The organism is Aeromonas sp. sif2416 (genome assembly GCF_019218665.1).
Lineage (GTDB): Bacteria > Pseudomonadota > Gammaproteobacteria > Enterobacterales > Aeromonadaceae > Aeromonas > Aeromonas encheleia.
On sequence record NZ_JAHUXC010000001.1, the window covers coordinates 512,823 to 534,485 of the forward strand.

Sequence of the window (21,663 nt, forward strand, 5' to 3'; positions counted from 1 at the left end):
CCTCTATACCCGCACCCCGGCATCGCCCCTGTCTCGCACCCTGTGCGCGCCTCATCCCTTCCTGGCTATTCCGTCACCGATTGGCAGCATTTTTAGCATTGTCAGAACAATCGCGATCACATTTCCCTCATAAAATGTTCGTTTATCATTTTTTCATGTTCTAATATGAGCGAAATCAAACATTGCCGGCCTGGCAAACCCAAAATAAGAAAGTAGGTGAACATGAGCGAACATTATGATCTGGTCGTCGTCGGCGGCGGCATCAACGGAGTCGGCATCGCGGCAGATGCGGCGGGGCGGGGGCTGAAGGTGGCGTTGTTCGAGGCCCAGGATCTCGCCTCTGCCACCTCCTCCAACTCCAGCAAGCTGATCCACGGTGGCCTGCGCTACCTCGAGCACTACGAGTTCCGGCTGGTGAAAGAGGCCCTTGCCGAGCGAGAGGTGCTGCTCGGCATGGCGCCCCACATCGCCCGCCCCATGCGTTTTCGCCTGCCACACCGCCCGCACCTGCGCCCGGCCTGGATGATCCGCGCCGGCCTGTTCCTCTACGACAACCTGGCCAAGCGCGACCGGCTCAAGGGCAGTTGCGGCGTGCGCTTCCTGCCGCAGGATGGGCTGAAGAGCGGCATCGGCAAGGGATTCGAATACTCGGATGCCTGGGTCGATGACGCCCGGCTGGTGGTGCTCAACGCCATGATGGCCCGGGACAAGGGCGCCGAGGTGCAGACCCGCACCCGCTGCATCAAGGCGGTGCGCGGCTCCAAGCACTGGACCCTGACCCTGGAGCGGGCGGGAGGCGAGCAGTTCAGTGTCACCTGCCGCGCCCTGGTCAATGCGGCCGGTCCCTGGGTCAAGACCTTCTACGACGAGAGCCTGCACGAGAAATCCCCGCGCGGCATCCGCCTGATCAAGGGCAGCCACATCATAGTGCCGCGCATTCATGAGCGCGAAGAGGCCTACATACTGCAAAACGAGGACAACCGCATCGTCTTCGTCATCCCCTACCAGCAGGATTACTCCCTGATCGGCACCACAGACGTGGAGCACAAGGGCGATCCGCGCGAGGCGAAGATCAGCGCCGCCGAGGTGGATTACCTGTGCCAGGTGGTCAACGCCCACTTCAGCCGCCAGATCTCGCCCGCCGAGGTGATCTGGACCTATGCCGGGGTGCGCCCGCTCTGCGATGACGAGTCCGACTCGCCCCAGGCGGTGACCCGCGACTACACGCTCGAACTCAGTGGCGAATCCGATGGCGCGCCGCTGCTGTCGGTGTTTGGCGGCAAGCTCACCACCTATCGCAAGCTGGCCCAGGCCGCCTGCAACAAGCTCAAGCCCTGGTTCGGCCAGATGGGGGAGGACTGGACCGCCTTCAGCCGGCTGCCGGGCGGCGAGTTCGACTGCACCACCGCCGAGCTGGCCCGCGCCTATCTGCTCGAGTTCGACTGGCTGGACGAGCGCAGCGCCCGCCGCATCGCCGAGGCCTATGGCAGCCACGCCCGCCTCTGGCTGCACGAGGTGCGCGGTCAGCACTTTGGCGCCGGCCTGTACGAGTCGGAGGTGCGCTACCTGATGCACCGCGAGTGGGCCCATTCGCTGGAAGATATCCTGTGGCGCCGCAGCAAGCTGGGGCTGCGCCTCTCCGATGCCGAACAGCAGCAACTGCTGGCCTGGCTGGAACATCAGCACCACGCCCTCTCCAAGGCGGGCTGAACGACGGGCGGGCGGTCCCTCGGCCGCCCGCCGCAAAACTGAAATAAACCTCTGCTATAACAATAACCTACATCCAACACACAATAATAAAGAGCATCACCTATGAAGAAACGTCCTCTCTCCCTGGTCGCACTCGGCCTCGGGGCCGCCCTCGCCTTGCCCGCCCTGGCGGCCGACGAAGGCAAGATAGTGATCGCCCACCGCGGCGCCTCCGGTTACCTGCCTGAGCACACGCTCGAGTCCAAAGCCTTGGCCTACGGCATGGGGGCCGATTACCTGGAGCAGGATCTGGTGATGACCAAGGATGACCAGCTGGTGGTGATGCACGATCACTTCCTCGATGGCATCACAGACGTGGCCGAGCGCTTCCCCGACCGGGCCCGCCCGGATGGCCGCTACTACGTGGTGGATTTCACCCTGGCCGAGGTGCGCTCGTTGCGCATGACGGAGCCGTTCCAGCTGGTGGATGGCAAGCAGGTGCCCGTCTATCCGGCCCGTTTCCCGCTGTGGCAGTCCAGTTTCCAGATCCACACCTTCCAGGAAGAGATCGAGATGATCCAGGGGCTCAACAAGAGCACCGGCAACAACATCGGCATCTACCCGGAGATAAAAGCGCCCTGGCTGTTCCGCCACGAAGGCAAGGACATCTCCAAGGCGGTGTTGCAGGTGCTCAAGCAGTACGGCTACACCAATAAGGAGAGCAAGATCTACCTGCAGAGCTTCGATGCCGATGAGCTCAAGCGCATCGACGGCGAGCTGATGCCGGCGCTGGGCATGGACTTGAAGCTGGTGCAGCTGATGGCCGAGACCGACTGGAACGAGACCATGGTCTACGACGCCAAGGGCAAGGCGACCCCCTACGACTACGGCTGGATGTTCAAGCCGGGCGCCATGAAGACGATCGCCGGCTATGCCGACGGCATAGGCCCCTGGAAGCCGATGATAGTCACCGAGCCGGGCACCCCGGGCAAGCCGGTGTTCACCTCCATGGTGAAGGAGGCCCACGCCGCCGGCCTCAAAGTGCATCCCTATACCTTCCGCCAGGATCAGGGCCAGATCCCGGCCTATGCGAAAGACTTCACCGACCTGCTCAACATCTTCCTCTATCAGGCCGATGTGGACGGGGTGTTCAGCGACTTCCCGGACAAGGCGGTCGCGGTCATCAAGGCGCACGGCAAATAATAAAAGAAGAGCAACACGGGAACGCAAGCGGGGCCAAGGTGCCCCGCTTTTTTATGGCATATTGAGAATCTTGACCGCGGCCGGGGAGGGGAAGGGGACTTGTATAGGGATACTCCCAGCATGGTGAGTGTAACTGTATGTTTACAAATTTGGTGGTTGAGGCACCTTTGTCACGCTACTTTCGGGTGCCACTCGTCGTCATGCTGGTTGTTTATCCACCTAATGGAGAATGAAACCGCTGGTTTCACTTGATTGTTTGTTTTTCCTTGGTAATGTGGGGGCGGTTGCGTAACAAAGTGCTGACTCGTGTAAAAAATAAAATACACTTCGCGCTTTTTGGCTTAATACAGTAGAGAGAATGAGATCATGCAGAGAGACCCCCTGAACAACATCCATATCCAGTCCGAACAAGTGATGATCACGCCTGCCCAGCTCAAGGAGAAGTTACCCATCTCCGCCCAGGCGCTGGCATTCGTGCAAGGGGCCCGCACCACCATAGCCGACATCATCCATCGTCGCGATCACCGCCTGCTGGTGATCTGTGGACCCTGCTCCATCCACGACATGGACGCCGCCAAAGAGTACGCAACCAGACTCAAAGCGCTGCATGACGCCTATCAGGATTCTCTCTACATAGTCATGCGGGTCTACTTTGAGAAGCCGCGCACCACGGTCGGCTGGAAGGGCTTCATCAACGATCCGAATCTGGATGGCACCTTCGACGTGGAGCTGGGGTTGCATCGCGCCCGTGAGCTGCTCTGCTGGCTGGCGGAGCTGGAGTTGCCGCTGGCGACCGAGGCGCTGGATCCCATCAGCCCGCAATACCTGGCAGAGCTGTTCTCCTGGTCTGCCATCGGCGCCCGTACCACCGAGTCCCAGACCCACAGGGAGATGGCCTCCGGCCTCTCCATGCCGGTCGGCTTCAAGAACGGCACAGACGGCAACCTCGGCACCGCCATCAATGCGCTGCAGGCGGCCTCCAGCCCCCATGCCTTCATGGGCATCAACCAGCAGGGCCAGGTCGCCCTGCTGCAGACCCAGGGCAACCCGGACGGCCACGTGATCCTGCGCGGCGGCAAGCACCCGAACTACGACTCGGTCAATGTGTCGCTGGCGGAAGAGGCGCTGGAGAAGGCGGGCCTGCTGCCCGGCTTGGTGGTGGATTGCAGCCACGGCAACTCCAGCAAGGATCACCGCCTGCAACCCAAGGTGGCCGACAACGTCATCCACCAGATCCAGGAGGGCAACAGCTCCATCATAGGGGTGATGCTCGAATCCAACCTGCTGGAGGGCAACCAGTCCAGCGAGCAGCCCAAGGAGCAGATGCGCTACGGGGTCTCCATCACCGATGCCTGCATCGACTGGGACACCACCGCCACCCTGCTGGCCCGTTGCCACAGCCAGCTGGCGGCGCCGCTCAAGGGCAGAACCGCGTCTTAAGCCGTGGTATCTTGTCTGACGGAAATGCGAGAACGGCACAACCCTTGGCTGTGCCGTTTTCGTGACATCTTGTTGTCATCGATTGAATCACAGGGCGCCGCCGCCAGCGGCGCCAGCAGGGACCGGATATGGCTGAAGAGTTGAATGCCCTCAGGGAGAAGATTGATGTGGTAGATCGGCAGTTGATCGATCTGCTGGCGGAGCGTCTGGCCCTAGTGGGGGAAGTGGGCGAGGTGAAGAGTCGGCACGGCCTGCCCATCTATGCGCCGGATCGGGAGGCGAGCATGCTGGCCCGCCGCCGGGCCGAGGCCGAGGTGCTCGGGGTGCCGGGGGATCTCATCGAGGATGTGCTGCGCCGGGTGATGCGCGAATCCTACGCCAGCGAGAAAGATACCGGTTTCAAGTGCATGAAGCCGACCCTAGGCAAGGTGGTCATCATCGGCGGTCAGGGCCAGCTTGGCCGGCTGTTCGGCCATATGTTCAGCCTCTCCGGCTATCGCGTCGAGACCCTGGAGCAGGCCGACTGGCCGAGGGCCGACGCCATACTGGCCGGTGCCGGCCTGGTGATGGTGGCGGTGCCCATCGACATCACCTGCCAGATCATCGACCGGCTCGGCCACTTGCCCGCCGATTGTTTGCTGGTGGATGTCACCAGCGTCAAGGGGGAGCCGCTCGCTCACATGCTGGCGGTACACCAGGGTCCGGTATTGGGGCTGCACCCCATGTTCGGGCCGGATGTGGCGAGCCTCGCCAAGCAGGTGATCGTCTGCTGCCAGGGCCGGGACCCGGCCGCCAGCCAGTGGCTGCTGGATCAGATGACCATCTGGGGCGCCCGCCTGCAGCAGGTCGAGGCCCGCGCCCATGATGAGGCCATGACCCTCATTCAGGCGCTGCGTCACTTCGCGACCTTCGCCTACGGCTGGCACCTCTCTCAAGAGCGGGCCAATCTGGACAGGCTGCTGGCCCTGAGCTCCCCCATCTACCGGCTGGAGCTCGCCATGGTGGGACGGCTGTTCGCCCAGGATCCCGAGCTCTACGCCGACATCATCCTCTCGTCGCCGCAGAATCTGGCGATGATCCGCCGCTACTACCAGAACTTCGGTGAGGTGTTGGGGCTGCTGGAGCAGGGGGACAGGGCCGGTTTCATCGATGCCTTCTCGCAGGTCTCCGGCTTCTTCGGCGAACATGCCGACGAGTTCCTGCGCGAGAGCCGCATGCTGCTGGCCCAGGCCAACGACCGCCGCCAGCACGGCTGAGGCGGCGTGCATCCATACAAAAGGGGCCCTTGAGGCCCCTTTTGCTGTCTGTGCTATCCCGTCTGGGATTATTCCGGCTGCGGCAGGCGCAGATCGGCATCGGCCCAGCCCAGCGGCAGGGTCAGCAACTGATCGATCAGCTCCCGGCGATCGGACTTCTCCAGGTAGGCGAGGTAGAGCGGGCGACTCAGCGGCTGACCCCCTTCCACCAGATGAAGCCGTCCCTGTTCGAGGAAGGGGCTCACCATCCGCCGTGGCAGATAGGCGGCGCCACCGTTGGCCAGCACGAACTGCAACGCCATGCTGGCGGAGCTCGAATGCAACACCGGGGTCTTCTGCAGGCTCTGCAGCCGGCTGGGCTGCGGCTCGAAGCTGGTGCCCCAGTCGAGGTGAATGTGCGGCATCTGCATCAGGCTGTCGGCGTTGGCGGCCCCATCCCGGCTCACCAGCTCGAACACCAGCTCACCGATGGGGTGCAGGGCGATCTCGTCGATCTTGGTCGGCTCCGAGAGCAGGGCCAGATCGAGGGAGCGCTCCAGCAGCTGGCGGCACAGGTGCTCGCGGGAAGCGGTCTCGAGCCGTACCGCGAGGCCGGGGGCCAGCGCATAGACATGGTTGAGCCAGTCGTTGAAATCGAGCTCCCAGAACACCGCTGGCGCGCCGATGGCGAGCTGCTGACTGAAACCGGGGGAGAGGGCCACATCCTGCTTGGCGCGGCCCAGGGTGTGCAAGATGGCATCGGCGTAGGGCAGCAGACGCTCACCGGAGGCAGTCAGCCGGATGTTGTTGCGATGACGGGCAAACAGACTGACCCCGAGCTGTTGCTCGAGCTGGCGGATCCGAAAGCTCACCGCCGACTGGGTCAGATAGAGATTCTCAGCCGCCCGGCCAAAGTGGCGGGTCTTGCTGACCTCGATGAAGGTCCGCAGCAGTTCGGTATCCATTAATCGAGGGACTCGTCGCTGCCACCACCGCCGCCACCACCACTCTCGAAGCCGCCGCCGGTGTCTTCGTTGGCGCCGCCCGCGACTGTGCAGAGGCGGTGCACCCGCTTGGGACCGATCACCTTCAGATATTTGAACCACACCTTGGCGTGCGGGTTGCCACCGGCCTCACCGGATTTGACCTGTTCGAGGAAGGCACTCTCGACCTCATCGCGCGGCGCCAGGTTGCCCTGATAGAGCGCCAGCATGACGGTGCCGAACTTTTCCAGACTGTCCGCTTCGGCCACGGTGAATTCGCCACTGCGACGCAGGCCACGGGGGAAATGTTTGAAGTCATTGAAACGCTTGTCTGATTCGAAGCTCATAGTGCTCTTGTTCTGGTTAGTTTGACCTTTGCGGGCAAGTATCATCAGGCCGTCGCAGAGTGCAAAATCAATTTTCTTCCTATGTTAACAAATATCTTTCATCGAACTGGGTTTGTCTCACCCCGTGCGGGAATTTTGCGGTGAGCAGCACAAAAAGCCTGAAAAATAGTGGAGTTATGTCAGCTTCTGTAAAGGAAGGAGAGAATGGCCGCAGATAAAAAAGCTAAAAATAAAGCGCCATATGGCGCTTTATTTGGGATCTTCATGAACCGGCGGAACTCGATATCCGGTCACTCACTCGATCATGGCTGGCTGAGCCAGGTTGTCGGCACGCCACAGACGGTAGCGTACTTCATACTCCTGCGGCACATAGATGACGAACGGCAGCTTGGAGTTGTAGTTCACGAAGAAGCCCTGACCATAGATCTGGATGAAGGTTTCTTTCTTCTGACCGTCCGGGCAGGCCATCAGGGTGCTGATGGGGCCGGAGACCTGTCCCAGGGTCAGGTAGTTGTAGCCCCAGCCCTTGACGCTGTGCTGTTCCAAGTTGCCGGCGAAGCGAGGCAGGTTGCAATCAACCGGCATCTTCTTGCCGACCTGCAGCTCGACCATCATGTCGGCTTCGTTCTCGACTTCCGGCAGGCGGATCACGACACGTTCCTGGTTCACTTCGGCGGCGGGGAACATGCTGATATCAAATTTTTTCGGCTCGGCGGCGAAGGCATGGCCACCCAATAACAAGGCGCCCAGCAGGCTAAAACGCAATACGGTTTTCATCTGTACCTCATGGGGTTGGTTCAACGCCGCTAGACTAACCGCTCTGCCGGTTTCATGCCAGCGCTCTGCGGCCCAAATCCGGCGGGATCAGGCACACAATGACGTGATCTGGTGCTTTTTTGATATCAAATCCACCCATGATCGCATCCCTCGCCGAGGGGGCGGGGCCAACGCGGCCGGCCGAGGCCCCGCACCGTCCGGCTAGCGTACTAGCAGCACCTGCTTGGCCCAGGCACTCGGTGCCCGCATGCCGATGGCGCCGCTGGTGATGTCGAGGTAGGCCACCGTCTTGCCCGCCGGGAAGGGGGTGGAGGACCAGAGGTAGACGTAGCCGTCGTTCACCTCCTTGCCCTCGCCGGCCATGGCGCGGGGAAAGATGGTTTCATTCAGTGCCGGTTTGTAGCAGGCGGATTCCAGCAGGCTGGCCAGCTCCTTGATGGTGGGCAGGCGCCAGTCATGGTGGCCGCCGAAGCCATAGAGGGCGTGGTTGGGCTCGGTGCGGATCCGCTCCGCCGTCAGCAGTGCCTGTTGCCAGTAGAGCCGGGTTGGTTCGCCGCTGCAGCTCTGGTTGCGCCAGCTCTGGCCGAGCTGGCAACGCATCCAGGTCAGGCCGGAGGCTCTGTCCGTCACTGTGCCGTTGCCGCGGTCGAGGAAGCGGGAGCTGGGGCTAGTTCTGGGCATGCTGTCGTCGCAGATGGCGATGGCCAGTGCCAGCGGGCTGCACAGGCCGAGCAGCAGAGTCAGGAGAAACTTGTTCATCGGGTTACCTCGGCCACCAGGCGCAGTTGCAGCGCGTTGGCGTCGTCAGGGGTTTGCACGGGGGTGGGGTAATCGGTGCCGGCATCCTCACCCCAGAACAGCGAGGCGATGGCGCTCAAGGGGGCGCCCTCCAGCCGGCGGGACGGGGTCAGGGTCTGGCTCCAGTAGTAGCCGTCGAAGCCATTGAGGCCGGTGCCCAGGTCGGGGAAGTAGCGCACATCCAGGCTGGCTATCTCGCCACCCTGTTGATCGAGGGAGCCGAAATGCTGCAGGCTCATCAGCTCCTGGGCATGGGGCAGGCGCCAGTGCGCGATGCCGCACAGCTGCTGGCTGTTGAGCCACTGCCGGTACTGCTCCGTGGTGCAGATGGCCTCGCCATTCGGGCAGGCGTAGTCCAGCTCCTTCTGGGTGGGATGGTAGTTGCCGAATTCCCAGGCGAAGACCCGATGCAGATCCCGCGGACTGTCCGGGTCATCCAGCTTCTTCTCCCAGACGAGGCCGCTGTTGAGATCCTCCACGCAGTCCCACTGGGCCGCGTTGTCCGGCAGCGGTTGGCCCTTGCCGTCCAGCTTGCGATAGCGCAGGGGGGGCTGCTTGAGGCTAGCCTCCTGGCCCGGGTGATCGGCGGGCTCGCTGATCAGCAGGTAGTCGGTTCCGTCGCTGTAGGTGGTGACGCCGCTGGCGGTGACCAGGGCCCTCGGTTGCTGTTGTCGTAGCACGGCGGCGAGACTGGCCTGCTGGCTCAGCAGCTCGGGGCTGTTGGCAAAGTGCTGGCCGAGCTCGGGCAGCAGGGTGACCAGCCCTTGCCAGATCTGGCGCCGGCGTTCATCGGCGGATTGGCCCGGCAGGGTCGTGGCGTCATCGAGTGCGGCCAGCGCCAGTTCACCGAGGGCCTGGTTGAACTCTTCCAACCGAGCCAGGGCCGCCAGATCCTGGCCTGGCTGCAGCGGCGCCAGGGCGAGCAGCAGGGCGGCCAGCGCCTCGGCCGGTGGTAATCCCTCGCCGATGCGGGTCTGCAGCAGGCTGCTCAGGGGGGTGGGGGTGAGCTGCTGCCCATCCTGGCGCGCCGCCGGGTGGGTCAGGGTCAGGGCGGCCGGGTCGCTTGGGATGAACAGCAGGGGGCTGGTCAGCAAGGCGGGGGAGCTGCCTGTCAGCGGGCGGGCACCGGCGGCGCCGCTGACGGCGGGTTCACCGGCGTCGCAGCTGTCGTTCTGGTTGAGGTTGACGCACAGGGTGCCCGCTTGGGGCCGGTTGACCGTCAGGCGATAGTCCGGCGCGGCCAGGGGCGCCTCGTCCGAGCCGCCACCGCAGGCGGTGAGCAGGGGCGCCAGCAAACAGGCCAGCGGGCTAATTCTCATCTTCATTTATGGTCCTTGGAGGGGCCTTGGCTCCCCGCTGCTATTAATAGGAACGAACGGTCTCGCGACGGGCGAGGCGGCGCCAGAGGGCGAGCGGCAACAGCCAGAGCGGGTTGAAGGCTCCGCCGCCGCCGCTGTCCGCGGTGTCGAAGTGGATGATGCCGTCATCCGGCGGCGCTATGGGCTCGCCGCACTGGGCACCGGTGCGCTGGCTGATGCTCCAGCCATTGAGGCGGCCCTGCTTGCCGGGGGCGTTGTCCACCAGCTCCAGGGTCCACCGGCCGGCCAGCGGCTCACCGATGAGCTGACTCAGGGGCTGCAAGGATTGCAGCTCGGTCGGGAACACCCCCTTGAGGCGCGGCAGCGGGCTGTAGCCCTTGTCCCAGATCTGGACCCGGGTGCCGGAGGGGGAGTTGAGCCAGATCTCCAGCTCGTCCAGGGCCTGGTGTTGCAGATCCAGGCTCAGTTGCAGCTCACCGCTCACCCGGGCCAGGGTCTTCTCCACCATCAGGCTGGTCTGGCTCAGCCCCTTCTCATCGGAGCTCAACGCATCCCTGAGGGTCAGTGACTGGCCGTTGGCCCGGCTGATCACGGGGGTACCGATGGGCAGGCTCAGTTGCTGCTGCCACTGGCGCTCGCTCGGGCTGGCGCCGGTGAGGGCTAGGCTGACCGGCAGCGCCGCGACATCGCCACAGGCGAGCGGGGTCTGGGCCAGCAGCCGCAGGGTGGTGGTCATGCTGGCACCTGCCGCCAGGGTGCTGGTCTGCCACTGGTAGGGATCGGCCTGCAGGCCGCCGGGCAGGGCCAGGGTCAGACTGTGCAGGGTCACCGCCGTGGTGCCGGGGTTGCTGAGGCTGAGCACCACGGACTGGCGCTTGCCGAGTTCGATGGCGCTGCCGTCGGCCAGGGCTATGTTGACCGGCGCCTGCAGCAGGCCGTGCTGGCGGAATGCCTGCTCCAGCAGACGGCCATAGTGGCGCGCCGGGTAGAGCCGCTCGGCCGTGTCCACCGTGAGGCGGGCCAGCTGCGGCATGCGAATGGCGGGTCCTAAGCCGAAGTGGGCCTCGATGACGAGGCGATCAAACTCGTCCCGCGCCAGCTCCCCGTGCTCGGCCACCGCCGCCAGCAGGGCCTGGAACAGGGGCGTGCCCCACAGCTGATCCCCGTTGCTGCCGTTGATGGTGCGGTGGGCCGGGTAGTTGTAGTCCGGGTGGTAGCGGGCGCGCAGATCGTCCAGCTGGCGCGGCGCCCTGTCGGTGAAGCGGGCATCCCAGTTGAACACCATGGCCGGCTCGAAGTTGCGCCCGGCCTCGCTGCGCTGGCGATGGCTGGCCGCCAGATAGTCGCTGAAGCCTTCGCCGATGGCGCCCCAGTCTCCCTCATCGCCGAGATCCGGCACTATGTGGTGCTGCACCGCATGGCCGAACTCGTGCCAGACAACCATTGGATCCTCGGCATCTGGCACGCCGCTGCGGCCCAGCTCCAGCCTGCGCTCGAACGGATCGTAGAGGGAGTTGTCCTGAAAGCCCGCATCGGTGTCGATGTCGAGGGCGCCGGGGATGAGGTCGGCAAAGCCGAGCGCCTCGAGGTGACGCTGGGCCAGGTCCAGGTGGTAGTAGGCGTTGATGTCGGCAAAGCCGGCATCGTCCCGGGTCAGGCGAAATGCCAGCGGGTTGTCGGCGCGGTAGGGGGCCGTGCTGGGCTCCATGGCATCCACCACCCGGGCATGGGGGCCGCTCAGCACGTAGTCACTGCCAGACAGGGTGACGGGCAGCGCCACCTTGTCCTGATAGGCGGCATCGGCCAGCACCAGAGCTTCGTGCCAGACCAGGCTGGCATCTTGCAGCTGGGTGCGAGGATCCGGATCGAACACCCGGGCCAGCACCGACACCTCGCCCGCGTCGGCTACCTGCAGCGCCTGGGTGGTGGCGATGTCGCCCCAGCGGCCGAGCTCCTGACTGCCGTCACAGCTCGAAAACAGCTGCACATGGGAGGCCTTGGCGTTGCCCTCCTTGTGCTCGCGTACACGCAGGCGCAGGGCCGGCACCAGGGTCTCCCCAGCGCGCCAGTACCAGGCCTCGACCGGTCCCAGCGGATCTATCTCGGCGCCCGCATCGCGCAGGCTGGTCAGCAGGGGATCCAGGTTGCCGCTGGCATCGCAACCCGGCTGGCTGGCGGTGAGGGGGCGCAGGTTGTGGTAGAGGCGCCAGGGCTTGCCGGCCGGATCGATGCTGACGGCGGCCTGAGTGGTGGCCACCGGCAGCCCGTTGACCAGCTGGTGGAAGCTATGGTGATGGCCGAGCAGGCTGGTCCTGTCGTAGTCGGGGGCCAGGGTCACGCCGAGGCGCTGCTCCAGCCACTGCTGCGGCGTGATGGTCAGCGGCGCTGCATCGACGAACAGCAGCTCCGCCGCACAGAGGGGCTGGGCGAGCAGGGTTGTCGCCAGCCAGAGGGCCAGGGAAGAGGGTTTCATAGTTGACTCCAAAACAGAGATGAAAGGGGGTGCCATGGCATCAGCGGCTGATCCCGGCCAGGCTGAGCAGGAAGGCATATTCACGGGCGGCCTGCTGCTGCGCCGTGCGGGGGCTGGCCTGGTGGCCGCCATCGAGCTCGGTGCTCAGCAGATAGGGACCCGTCCCCGTGCTGTGCTCCCGCAGGCGGGCCAGCCACTTGAGCGGCTCCCAGTAGGGCACCTGACTGTCGTATAGCCCGGCCGTCACATAGAGGGGCGGGTAGGGGGCGGCGTGCAGGTTGTCATAGGGGCTGAGCCGGCGCATGGCGGCATAGTCGGCCGGCCTGGCCGGGTTGCCCCACTCGGCATACTCCTGACGGGTGAGGGGCAGCTCGGGATCCAACATGGTGCCGAGCAGGTCGACGAAGGGCACCTGCAGCACGGCGCCGGCGAAGCGGGTCGGCGCCTGATTGAGCGCCGCCGCCACCAGCAGGCCACCGGCGCTGCCGCCCATGGCGAACAGGCGGGCGGGGTCGATGGCGGGATCCCGCGCCAGGGCGTCGGCGACCGCCAGGAAGTCGTCCACGCTGTGCTGCTTGTGCAGGCCACGCCCCTCCTGGTACCAGTCATCCCCCAGCAGGCCGCCGCCGCGTACGTGTGCGATGGCGTAGACGAAGCCGCGATTGAGCAGGCTCAACACCTGGGGTTGGTAGTAGGGGCGCATGGGGGTGCCATAGGCGCCATAGCCATAGAGCAGCAGCGCCTTGGGACGGGTGACATCCTTGCGCCACACCAGGGAGACCGGCACCCGGGTGCCATCCTTGCCCTGCACCCAGCGCCGTTCGCTCTGATAGGGGGACTCCGTGGCCTGGGCGGCATCGTTCGACCATTGACCCGAGGCCAGATCCAGCCAGCGCTGGTGCGGGGCCTCGGCCATGCCCTGGCGGCGGATCAGCACCCGCCCACTGGTGGGCTCCTGGCTGCCCTGGATCCAGGCCGTGCCGGCCCCCTCGGTGAGTGGCAGGCTGTGCACCAGCCTGCCGTCGGCATCCAGCACATCGAGCCAGTCATCGCCCTCCTTGCGGTATTGCAGCACTGTGTGATCGGCAAACAGGCGCCACTTCTCGAGGGTTTTATCCTGGCCGGACCAGAGCCGGCGCCAGGGTTGCCGGCCCGCCTCGGCCAGGCTGGCGGCCTGGTAGAGACCGAGCGCCCCATCCTGATTGCTCTTGAACAGCACCCGCTCATCCAGGGTGTCCAGGTAGTACTCCACCCCGGGCTGGCGAGCCTTGATCAGGGCCGCCTTGCCGTCGTCCAGCAGATATTGCTCGGAGCCGTTGTGGTTGTTGCTCTGCAAGATGAGGTGGCGCCGGTCCGTGGTGCGATAGAGGCTGAGCAGCCAGGCGGCGTCGGCCTCCTGATGCACGAGTGCTTCCTTGCCGTCCTGCCAGGCCCACAGCTGCCAGGGGCGCAGGGTGTTGCGCTCGTTGGCGAGGGTGTAGAGGGTGCGGCCATCCCGGCTCCAGAGCAGATCGCCGGCGCGGTGCGTCAGGGTGGTGAGCGTCTTGCCACTCTCCAGATCCAGCAGGGTGATGCGGTAATCCCGATCGCCGCGGCTGTCTTCGGCCAGCGCCAGCCAGCGCCCGTCGGGGTGCAGGGACCAGCCGGCGAGCTCGTAGTAGCCGCTGCTTGGTTGGCGCGGGGCCAGCCGCTGGCGGGGGGCGGCCCGCTCATCGGTCCGTTGCCACAGGCTGCCGTCCGCCTGCATGCGCCACTGGCTGCCCGCCTGGTGCAGCCACTCCTCGGGCATGGGTTCGCCCCGCCCCCGGGCTTGCCACTCGGTCTGCAGCTGCCGTGCCAGCCCTTGCTGGCCGCTGAGCCGCTGTTCGGTCCAGCGGTTCTGCTCGCGCAGCAGGGCCAGCAGCTCGGGAGAGCGGCGGCTGTCGTCACGCCAGCCGCCATAGGGATCGAGCCGGGCTATCTCCCCCTGTAGCAGCGCGGGACGCTTGGGGATGAGGGGCGCCGCTTCTTGGGTCGCCTCATGAAGAAGGGCGGACGCCGGGGTGGCCAGCAGGGCGGCCAGGATCAGTAAGTGCTGCATCAGATCCCCCAGAAGGTGTAGCGCAGGCTGGCGCTCAGGGAACGACCGGTCTGGGTGAAGAGGGAGGCGTCGGTGCCGGCTTCCAGCCCGGCCACATCCTGATAGCGGGTGTAACGGGTGTCGAACAGGTTATCCAGCTTGAGGTTGACCTTGAGGGCGTCGGTGATCAGCCAGTCGGCGGTCATGCCCAAGCTGAACCAGCCGGCGCTCTGCATGCACGCCCCCTGCTGGTTGGTCAGGCTGTTGCCGCAGCTGGGGACCCGGTTCATGGCGGCGGCGTAATCGGCCTGCAGCCCCAGGCTCCAGTCGTTGGCCTGGTAGCTGAGGCGGGTGTTGCCCTCCAGCGGGGTGAGGGTGCGCAGCGCCTCGCCCTGGCTGTCTTCCCCGTCGACCCAGCCGAGCTTGGTGGCGACTTCCCATTCCGGGGTCAGCCAGTAGCTGGCGGCCACTTCGGCGCCCCAGGTCTCGGCCTTGGCCACGTTGCGGTACTGGCGCAGGATGACGCCGTCGCTCAGGCGCAGCCCCACCTCACGCCAGTCGATGAAGTTGTAGTAGCGGTTGTAGAACAGGGCCGGTTTGATGCTCCAGTTCTCCCCCTCGCCACCCAGACCCCACTCGAAGCTGTGGCTGGTCTCCTCCTGCAGCTCGGTGTTGGCGATGATCTCGAACGGCGGCAGGGCGAAGTAGTGGGGGATGTTGCCGTACACCTTGTCGTAGGAGGGGGCTCGGAAGCCGTTGGCGTAGCTGAGCCAGCTGCGCCACTGCTCGTTGACGCGGTAGCTGGCGGCCAGGCTGGGGGAGATGTGCCAGCTGTGGTTCTCGCCATTGCTGCCATCCAGCGGGGTCAGCCACTGATGATCCATGCGCAGGGTCGGGGTGAACTGCCACTGGCCCAGGGTTGCCACGTCGCTCAGCCAGACGCCGGCCCGATCGGTGCGGGCCCGGCTGAAGGGCGCCGACTGCTGAGGTTGCGGCACGCCGGCCTCCAGGCTCAGCTTGTCCACCGGCCGCTCATGGCGGGTGCGCTCCAGCTCCATGCCATAACTCAGCTGGTGGGCGAGGGCGCCTGTGCTGAGGTCACGGCGCACGTCCAGCTCGCTGCCGATGCGGTCTTCGGTGAAGGTGGCGAGCTCCCGCTCGCTGCGATAGCGGGGGTAGCCGCTCAGCAGGTCGTTTTGCAGCAGGCTGCGCTTGTTGGCGGTGTTCTTGGCATGGCCGCCATAGAGGCTCCAGCTGAACCGATCCGCCAGTAGATGCTCGAGGCTGCTCGCCTCCCAGCTCAGCTTGCCTCCCTGGCTCGTCTGCGACGCCTCTTCGCGGTACTGGCGCACCTGCCACTTGCCATCGGGCTGAGGCACCTCGCGCGGTCCCTGATCCCGCTCGGCATTGTCTTCGAAGTAGTCGAGCTCGAGGCGCAGCAGGTGGTGTTCATTCAGCTCGAAGCGGGAGCTGGTGGAGGCGCTGAGGCCGTCCAGATCCGCCGGGATGCGGCTCTCGTCATAGTTGGCGGTCTCGTGCCCCTGCCAGCCGGAGAGGCGCAGCAGGTGCTCGCTGTCCAGCACCCGGGCGGCGCCGGTGGCGCTCAGCTTCTGCTTGTCGCTGCTGCCATCCTGCAGGATCTTGCCGCTCAGATAGGCGTCCTGGCCCTGCAGGTAGTCTTCCGGCTGCTTGGTGCTGATGACGATGGTGCCGCCGATGGCGTCTGAGCCGTGCAGGGAGGAGCCCGCCCCCTTGGCCACCTCGATCTGTTTGACGTCATCGAGATCGAAGCTGAAGCGGCCCACCTTGTCGTTGAGATCGTCGGCGCCGAAGCCATCGCTGACCCGCACTCCGTCCTTGATGATCAACACCCGGTTGCCACCCATGCCGCGGATGATGATGTTCTGCGGCCGGCCGGCGGAGCCGGTCACCGAGACGCCGGGCTCGTTCTTGAACACGTCGGTGAGTTCGGTGGCTACCTGGCGATCCAGGTCTTCCTCGGTGATGACGGTGATGGAGCCCGAGACATCGGACAGCTTCTGCTCGATGCGCTGGCCCTTGACCACTATGGTCTCGCGCGCCTTGAGGGTGGGGTTGATCCCGGTTGAGTCTATCCCGGCCGGATCGCTGGCGGCCAGGGCTGTGCCGGACAGCAGCATGGGCCAGTAGTGCAATGGTGTTTTCATTGTTGATAATGATTATTATTTAAGCCTGAAGGGCGCGGATTATTGCAGAGTGGTCCAGCCAGATCAATGATTGATAACTATTATCATTTGGTTTTTATAGTCTTGATTGGATTGATATTTTTGACTGGTAAATCAGTAGGGGAAGGCAGACGTTTGCGGATAGATAGGTCAGCAATGAAGGAAAAGGGAGGGGGAGGTGAGAGGAACATGTCTGTGACGAATGGAACCGAAGGCAATAAAAAGCCCGCCGGGGTGGCGGGCTTTTCGGACTCGATAAACCCCGTCAGGGGGCGCGATAGAAGCGATTGAGCTCGTTCATCACCTGGATCATGGCGCCCATGTCCGGGGTACCGTGTTTGATGGGGCGATAGCTGTCGCGATCCAGCAGTTCGAAGTCACCCTGCTTGTTGAAGTGGGTGATGGTGTTGTCCTGATAGATGGCGAAATCATTCTGATCGCCGGCCAGCAGCCAGTTGCGCGGGCTGGTGTCGAACAGGCTGCGGCCTATGCTGTAGTCCCGCGGCGGATTGCGGACCCCCAGCATGCCCTTCATCAGGGTCGGCACCAGATCCAGGTGGCTGCTCGGTTGCTCCTGTGACTTGCTCTCGGCACCGGGCCAGGCGAGTACCAGGGGCACCTGCACCTGATAGGGCGAGTAATTGCTGCCATAGCCCCAGCTGTTGCTCTGGGTCTCGTTGAACTCCTGACCGTGGTTGGAGGTGACGACGACTATAGTCTGCTCGCTCAGCCCCTGCTGCTGCAGCTGATCCAGCATCTGCGCCAGCAACTGGTCGGTATAGAACACGGTGTTCTTGTAGCGATTCTCCAGCTTCTGCAGGTTCTCGGTCCGGTAGGCGGTGGCCGGATTGAAGCGGGTCAGCTCGGGCTGGAAGGGCCCCTTCACTCCGGCGGGCACCTCATAGTCGCCCGGGCTCGACAGATAGACCAGCGAGAACCAGGGGCGATCGTCGGTGCGCTTGAGCATCCACTGCTGCCAGTCGCCGATCAGGCGAGTGTCATCTATCTGCTCGGAGACAAACACCTGCTTGCGCAGGCCGGCGAGCAGGCTCTGCTGGTATTGCTGGGCATCTTCCAGCGCACCGAACAGGCCGAACTGATAGTCCTGGCGCAGCATCTCGTCGAACAGCACCGGGGGGCGCTTGTCGGTGCGGATGTCGTCATAGTAGTGGCCGGGCAGCCCGTAGAAGAGGCTGAACATCCCCATCACATCGTCGTTGCCGCCACTCATGTGGTTGCGGAAATTGAGATGGTTGTCTGCGTAGCGCTGCAGGTTGGGCATGTTGATGCTGTTGAGCATGTCGGCTCGCAGCGAGTCGACCACCACCACCAGCAGGTTCTTGTGCTCGGACGGGGCGCTCACGTTGAGCGGGCGCAGCGGGTAGAGCAGCCGGTGCTCACCGTTACCCTGATCCTCGGCCTTCTTCTCATACTGCTCGAGATCCAGCCAGCCATGCTTGGCCAGGAAACTTCTGGCGGTCATGGGGTAGGAGAGCGGGAAGTTGGCGCGCTGCATGGTGATGGGCTGATACAGGGTCGCATCGGCCCAGCTGTTGACCAGGTGGGTCAGCATGAAGCAGACCAGCAGGGCCAGCCCGACCTGATTGCCGTACTGGCGGCGCTTGCGCTTGTTGATCTTGCGCCACACATAGGCCGACAGCAGCAGCTGCAGCAGGAAGATGGTCGGCACCGCCACGAAGATGATGCTCCAGATCGAGCCCTCCTCGGTCTGGGCCTGATCCAGCAGCAGTTGCCACACCTGACCGTTCAGGTGGAACTTGAACAGCTGGAACACCTGGGTATCGATCAGCAGCAGCACCAGCGCCAGGGTGGCGATGATGGCCGAGATGAAGCGCAGCGGCCTCTCTTTGGGCAGCACGAAGCTCAGCGGGAAGATGGTCAGCAGGTAGGTGACGAAGCTCAGGAACGAGAAATGACCTATCCAGCTGATGATGAGATAGGTCACGCCGAGCGTGGTCGATGGCCAACTGATGGAACCCAGGTAACGGGTCGCGATCAGCATGGCCAGGATGATGTTGAAGAAGGAGAACCAATGCCCCCAGGTGATCAGGCGAGAGACATTATCACGATAGGGGTTGCCGGTTTCGACCATAGTGATCCATCTGCGTAGAGAAACGTCAAAAAAGTCGGCGACTCAATGTGCGTCGTGGCGATTGTCGACCGAAGAAGTCAGAGCCTGGATAAATTTTTCAGCAATAGCCTGACGTTGTGCCGGAGCCATGTTGTTGATGATGTTGGTGCTCAGATTGCCCAGCACCATCAGGCTGAGGTCGACTGGCGCTTTGTGCTTCTCCAGTACGGTGATCAGGTCATTCATCAGGTCATCAAATTGCTGGTTTGTGTACTTTGATACGATGGGCATAATCTTCAGTTCATCTCGGTTCAAAGCGCCTTATAATACTTCACCCTTTCGGCTAACACTATGGCTTTGTGACATGAGTCTCGATATCGACAAGATCATTCTTCACTCCCTGCGCCAGGGCAACGATGGTCAACCGCACGCCGACACCCGCAGCCAGACCCTGCCTGCCGACGAGGCGGTGCAAGGGCTGATGGCAGAACTGCATCGCATCTATAACGGCAAGGGCGGCAAGGGCTTCGGTTTCTTTGCCGACCCGGAAACGGCCGTTGCCGAGCTGGCCGACGGCGAAGACGCCCCGAAACAGCCCTCTCCCGCCTTTCGCATCGCCCTCGAGCAACTGCTCGGCGAGCAGACCGAATTCGTCCCCTTCTCGGTGACCATGACCCAGCTGCTGGTGAAAAACCTGGTGGAGCACGCCCTGGATGAGCAAGGGGTGCTGTTGTTTGCCAAGTACAACTATGTCGGCGTCGATTATTTGATGATTGCCCTGCTGGAAGGCAAGGAGAGCGTCACCGTCAGCGAGGCGCTGGACCTGCGCCATATTCACTACCTGGATATCGGTAAACTCAACCTGGTGGCCCGCATCGATCTGACCGAGTGGAAAACCCAGCCGGAATCCCGCCGTTATATCACCTTCAGCAAGGGGCGGGTCGGCCGCAAGTTGGGGGACTTCTTCCTGGATCTGCTGGGTGCCCGCGAGGGGATGGATGCCAAGGTGCAGAATAAAGGCCTGTTGCAGGCGGTGGACGATTATTGCGACAGCCGTCAGCTCGAACCCGCCGAACGCAATGACTACAAGAAGCAGGTCTTCAAATATTGCACCGAGCAGGCCAGCGCCGGCGAGGAGATAGAGATCAAGGAGCTCTCCGCCGAATTGCCGGGAGAGGGCGATCTCGACTTCTATAGCTTCCTCGGCCAGGAATATGAGCTGGAAGAGCGCTTCCCGGCCGATCGCTCCACCCTGCGTGGGCTGACCAAATTTGTCGGCTCCGGCGGCGGTCTGACCCTGAGTTTTGAACAGAAGTTATTGAACAGCCGCATCTTTTACGATCCGCAGACCGATACCCTGACCATTCGTGGCGTGCCGCCCAACCTCAAGGATCAGCTGCTGCGTCAGTCATAATGTGATCCAGGCTCCATTTTTGCTAAAAAGACACCACAGCCCGCTGTGGTGTCTTTTTATTTAAGGGGTTGGCGTGCATGGAAACCGACTCGGTACTTTGTTAACACATTGCACAGAATAATGGGGATGAAAGGGTTTTCATTGGAGTGAAACCCCTTTCAGTGGTGTAAATTTATTTCTGTTTGGTAATTATTTTTCGGCCAACAACCAAAAATATGCCAATAAATCCCCCTAACCTCCTGAAATAAGAAAATGTTTTCAGAACTTTCTGGAAGAAAATACGTAATTGCATTTCAAAAATGCGAGGCGTGTCATGTGAGGCGGTGGCGGCTTGGGATAATATTCATCTCGCACACAATGCTCTTACAGCGCGGAACTAATACAAGGAAAGGCTCATGAAAAAGAAATTGCTGTCATCCCTGATCGGTCTGGCTACTCTGGGCGTGGCTTGCTCAGCCACTGCTGCGATTGACGAAGGTCAACTGACCATCTGGATCAACGGTGACAAGGGCTACAACGGCCTGGCCGAAGTAGGTAAGAAGTTCGAAGCCGAGACCGGCATCAAGGTCACCGTCGCTCACCCGGATCAGGTCGAGGTGAAATTCCAGCAAGCTGCCGCCACCGGCAACGGTCCGGACATCTTCTTCTGGGCTCACGACCGTTACGGTGAGTGGGTCAAGGCCGGTCTGCTGGTCCCCGTGACCCCGAACGCCGCCGAGAAGGCCAAGTTCGAGCAGTTCGCCTGGGATGCCATGACCGTCGATGGCAAGACCTACGGTTACCCGGTCGCGGTCGAAGCCGTCAGCCTGATTTACAACAAGGATCTGTTGCCCAATCCGCCGAAGACCTTCGAAGAGATCGCCAAGATCGACGAAGACCTGAAGAAGAGTGGCAAGCGCGCCATCATGTGGGCCTATGACACCCCCTACTTCAGCTACCCGCTGGTGGCCGCCAACGGTGGTTATGCCTTCAAGAAGACCGCCACCGGTTATGACGTGAAAGACACCGGCGTGGCCAACGCGGGTGCCAAGGCCGGCGTCGGCTACATCTCCGAGATGATCAAGTCCGGTCACCTGGAGAAGGGCATCGACTACGGTGTCATGGATGCCAAGTTCAACAAGGGCGAAGTGGCCATGATGATCAACGGCCCCTGGGCCTGGAGCAACCTGGACAAGAGCGGCATCAAGTACGGCGTAGCGCCGCTGCCGACCCTGAAGGGTAAGCCGGCCAAGGCCTTCGTCGGCGTGCTGGGCGCGACCATCAACGCCGCCAGCCCGAACAAGGATCTGGCCATCGAGTTCCTCGAGAACTACCTGCTGACCGATGCCGGTCTGGCGCCGGTGAACGCCGACAAGCCGCTGGGTGCCGTGGCACTGAAGTCCTTCCAGAAGACCCTGGAATCGGATCCGAACATCAAGGCCACCATGCAGAACGCCCAGAATGGCGAGCCGATGCCGTCCGTGCCTGAGATGAGCCGTTTCTGGTCCTCCTTCGAAACTGCCCTCAAGAACGTCACCTCTGGCCGTCAGAGCGTTGATGAAGCCCTGGATACCGCTGCCAAGCGTATCGTTCAGTAAGCACGCACCAGGGAGGCCTTCGGGCCTCCCACTCTCTCAAATCTCTCTTGGCG

Annotated in this window: 16 protein-coding genes; 6 read left to right on the forward strand and 10 right to left on the reverse strand. The window is 63.2% G+C overall.

Annotated features, from left to right (window positions below; all coding sequences use genetic code 11):
• Nucleotides 1–222 precede the first annotated feature (222 nt).
• The 4 genes from glpD to tyrA all read left to right on the forward strand — a co-directional run bounded on the left by glpD (nt 223) and on the right by tyrA (nt 5,588).
• Complete coding sequence (gene glpD / locus KW821_RS02355) at nt 223–1,710, forward strand: glycerol-3-phosphate dehydrogenase (RefSeq protein WP_218290262.1); 1,488 nt, start codon at nt 223–225, stop codon at nt 1,708–1,710.
• Between the two features lie 102 nt (nt 1,711–1,812).
• Entirely contained in the window at nt 1,813–2,892 is a 1,080-nt protein-coding gene (glpQ, locus tag KW821_RS02360; RefSeq protein WP_218290263.1) for a glycerophosphodiester phosphodiesterase, read from the forward strand.
• Between the two features lie 366 nt (nt 2,893–3,258).
• The gene (locus tag KW821_RS02365; RefSeq protein WP_218290265.1) at nt 3,259–4,332 is read left to right on the forward strand and encodes a 3-deoxy-7-phosphoheptulonate synthase; all 1,074 of its coding nucleotides are present in this window, start codon (nt 3,259–3,261) and stop codon (nt 4,330–4,332) included.
• A 128-nt stretch (nt 4,333–4,460) separates the two neighbouring features.
• Nucleotides 4,461–5,588 (forward strand): bifunctional chorismate mutase/prephenate dehydrogenase, encoded by a 1,128-nt coding sequence (tyrA, locus tag KW821_RS02370; protein WP_218290266.1) that lies wholly within the window; start codon nt 4,461–4,463, stop codon nt 5,586–5,588.
• A gap of 68 nt (nt 5,589–5,656) precedes the next feature.
• Here tyrA and hdfR read toward each other — a convergent pair whose 3' ends face one another.
• The 10 genes from hdfR to KW821_RS02420 form a co-directional block, all read right to left on the reverse strand.
• Nucleotides 5,657–6,532 carry an HTH-type transcriptional regulator HdfR gene (hdfR, locus tag KW821_RS02375; RefSeq protein WP_042651471.1) on the reverse strand — a complete coding sequence of 292 codons (876 nt, stop codon included), beginning with the start codon at nt 6,530–6,532 and terminating at the stop codon, nt 5,657–5,659.
• The gene (locus tag KW821_RS02380) at nt 6,532–6,897 is read right to left on the reverse strand and encodes a DUF413 domain-containing protein (protein ID WP_042651472.1); all 366 of its coding nucleotides are present in this window, start codon (nt 6,895–6,897) and stop codon (nt 6,532–6,534) included. The genes hdfR and KW821_RS02380 overlap by 1 nt, the downstream gene beginning before the upstream one ends.
• A 294-nt stretch (nt 6,898–7,191) precedes the next feature.
• On the reverse strand, nt 7,192–7,674 hold the full coding sequence (gene eco / locus KW821_RS02385; RefSeq protein WP_042651473.1) for a serine protease inhibitor ecotin: 483 nt from the start codon (nt 7,672–7,674) through the stop codon (nt 7,192–7,194).
• Nucleotides 7,675–7,875: 201 nt separating this feature from the next.
• Nucleotides 7,876–8,433 carry a DUF1566 domain-containing protein gene (locus KW821_RS02390; protein ID WP_218290267.1) on the reverse strand — a complete coding sequence of 186 codons (558 nt, stop codon included), beginning with the start codon at nt 8,431–8,433 and terminating at the stop codon, nt 7,876–7,878.
• Nucleotides 8,430–9,797 (reverse strand): DUF1566 domain-containing protein, encoded by a 1,368-nt coding sequence (locus KW821_RS02395; protein ID WP_218290269.1) that lies wholly within the window; start codon nt 9,795–9,797, stop codon nt 8,430–8,432. The genes KW821_RS02390 and KW821_RS02395 overlap by 4 nt, the downstream gene beginning before the upstream one ends.
• A 37-nt stretch (nt 9,798–9,834) precedes the next feature.
• A complete protein-coding gene (locus tag KW821_RS02400; protein WP_218290270.1) occupies nt 9,835–12,264 on the reverse strand; it encodes a proprotein convertase P-domain-containing protein in 2,430 nt (809 codons plus the stop codon).
• 40 nt (nt 12,265–12,304) lie between these two features.
• Nucleotides 12,305–14,344 (reverse strand): prolyl oligopeptidase family serine peptidase, encoded by a 2,040-nt coding sequence (locus tag KW821_RS02405; RefSeq protein ID WP_218290272.1) that lies wholly within the window; start codon nt 14,342–14,344, stop codon nt 12,305–12,307.
• Complete coding sequence (locus tag KW821_RS02410) at nt 14,344–16,509, reverse strand: TonB-dependent hemoglobin/transferrin/lactoferrin family receptor (RefSeq protein ID WP_218290273.1); 2,166 nt, start codon at nt 16,507–16,509, stop codon at nt 14,344–14,346. The genes KW821_RS02405 and KW821_RS02410 overlap by 1 nt, the downstream gene beginning before the upstream one ends.
• A 283-nt stretch (nt 16,510–16,792) precedes the next feature.
• A complete protein-coding gene (locus tag KW821_RS02415) occupies nt 16,793–18,640 on the reverse strand; it encodes a DUF3413 domain-containing protein (RefSeq protein ID WP_218290274.1) in 1,848 nt (615 codons plus the stop codon).
• A gap of 42 nt (nt 18,641–18,682) precedes the next feature.
• Nucleotides 18,683–18,910 (reverse strand): YejL family protein, encoded by a 228-nt coding sequence (locus KW821_RS02420; RefSeq protein WP_042651480.1) that lies wholly within the window; start codon nt 18,908–18,910, stop codon nt 18,683–18,685.
• Between the two features lie 73 nt (nt 18,911–18,983).
• On the opposite strand from KW821_RS02420, the gene yejK reads away from it, so the two are divergent.
• Nucleotides 18,984–20,033 (forward strand): nucleoid-associated protein YejK, encoded by a 1,050-nt coding sequence (gene yejK / locus KW821_RS02425; protein WP_218290276.1) that lies wholly within the window; start codon nt 18,984–18,986, stop codon nt 20,031–20,033.
• 395 nt (nt 20,034–20,428) lie between these two features.
• Nucleotides 20,429–21,610 carry a maltose/maltodextrin ABC transporter substrate-binding protein MalE gene (gene malE / locus KW821_RS02430; RefSeq protein ID WP_042651482.1) on the forward strand — a complete coding sequence of 394 codons (1,182 nt, stop codon included), beginning with the start codon at nt 20,429–20,431 and terminating at the stop codon, nt 21,608–21,610.
• Nucleotides 21,611–21,663: the final 53 nt, after the last annotated feature.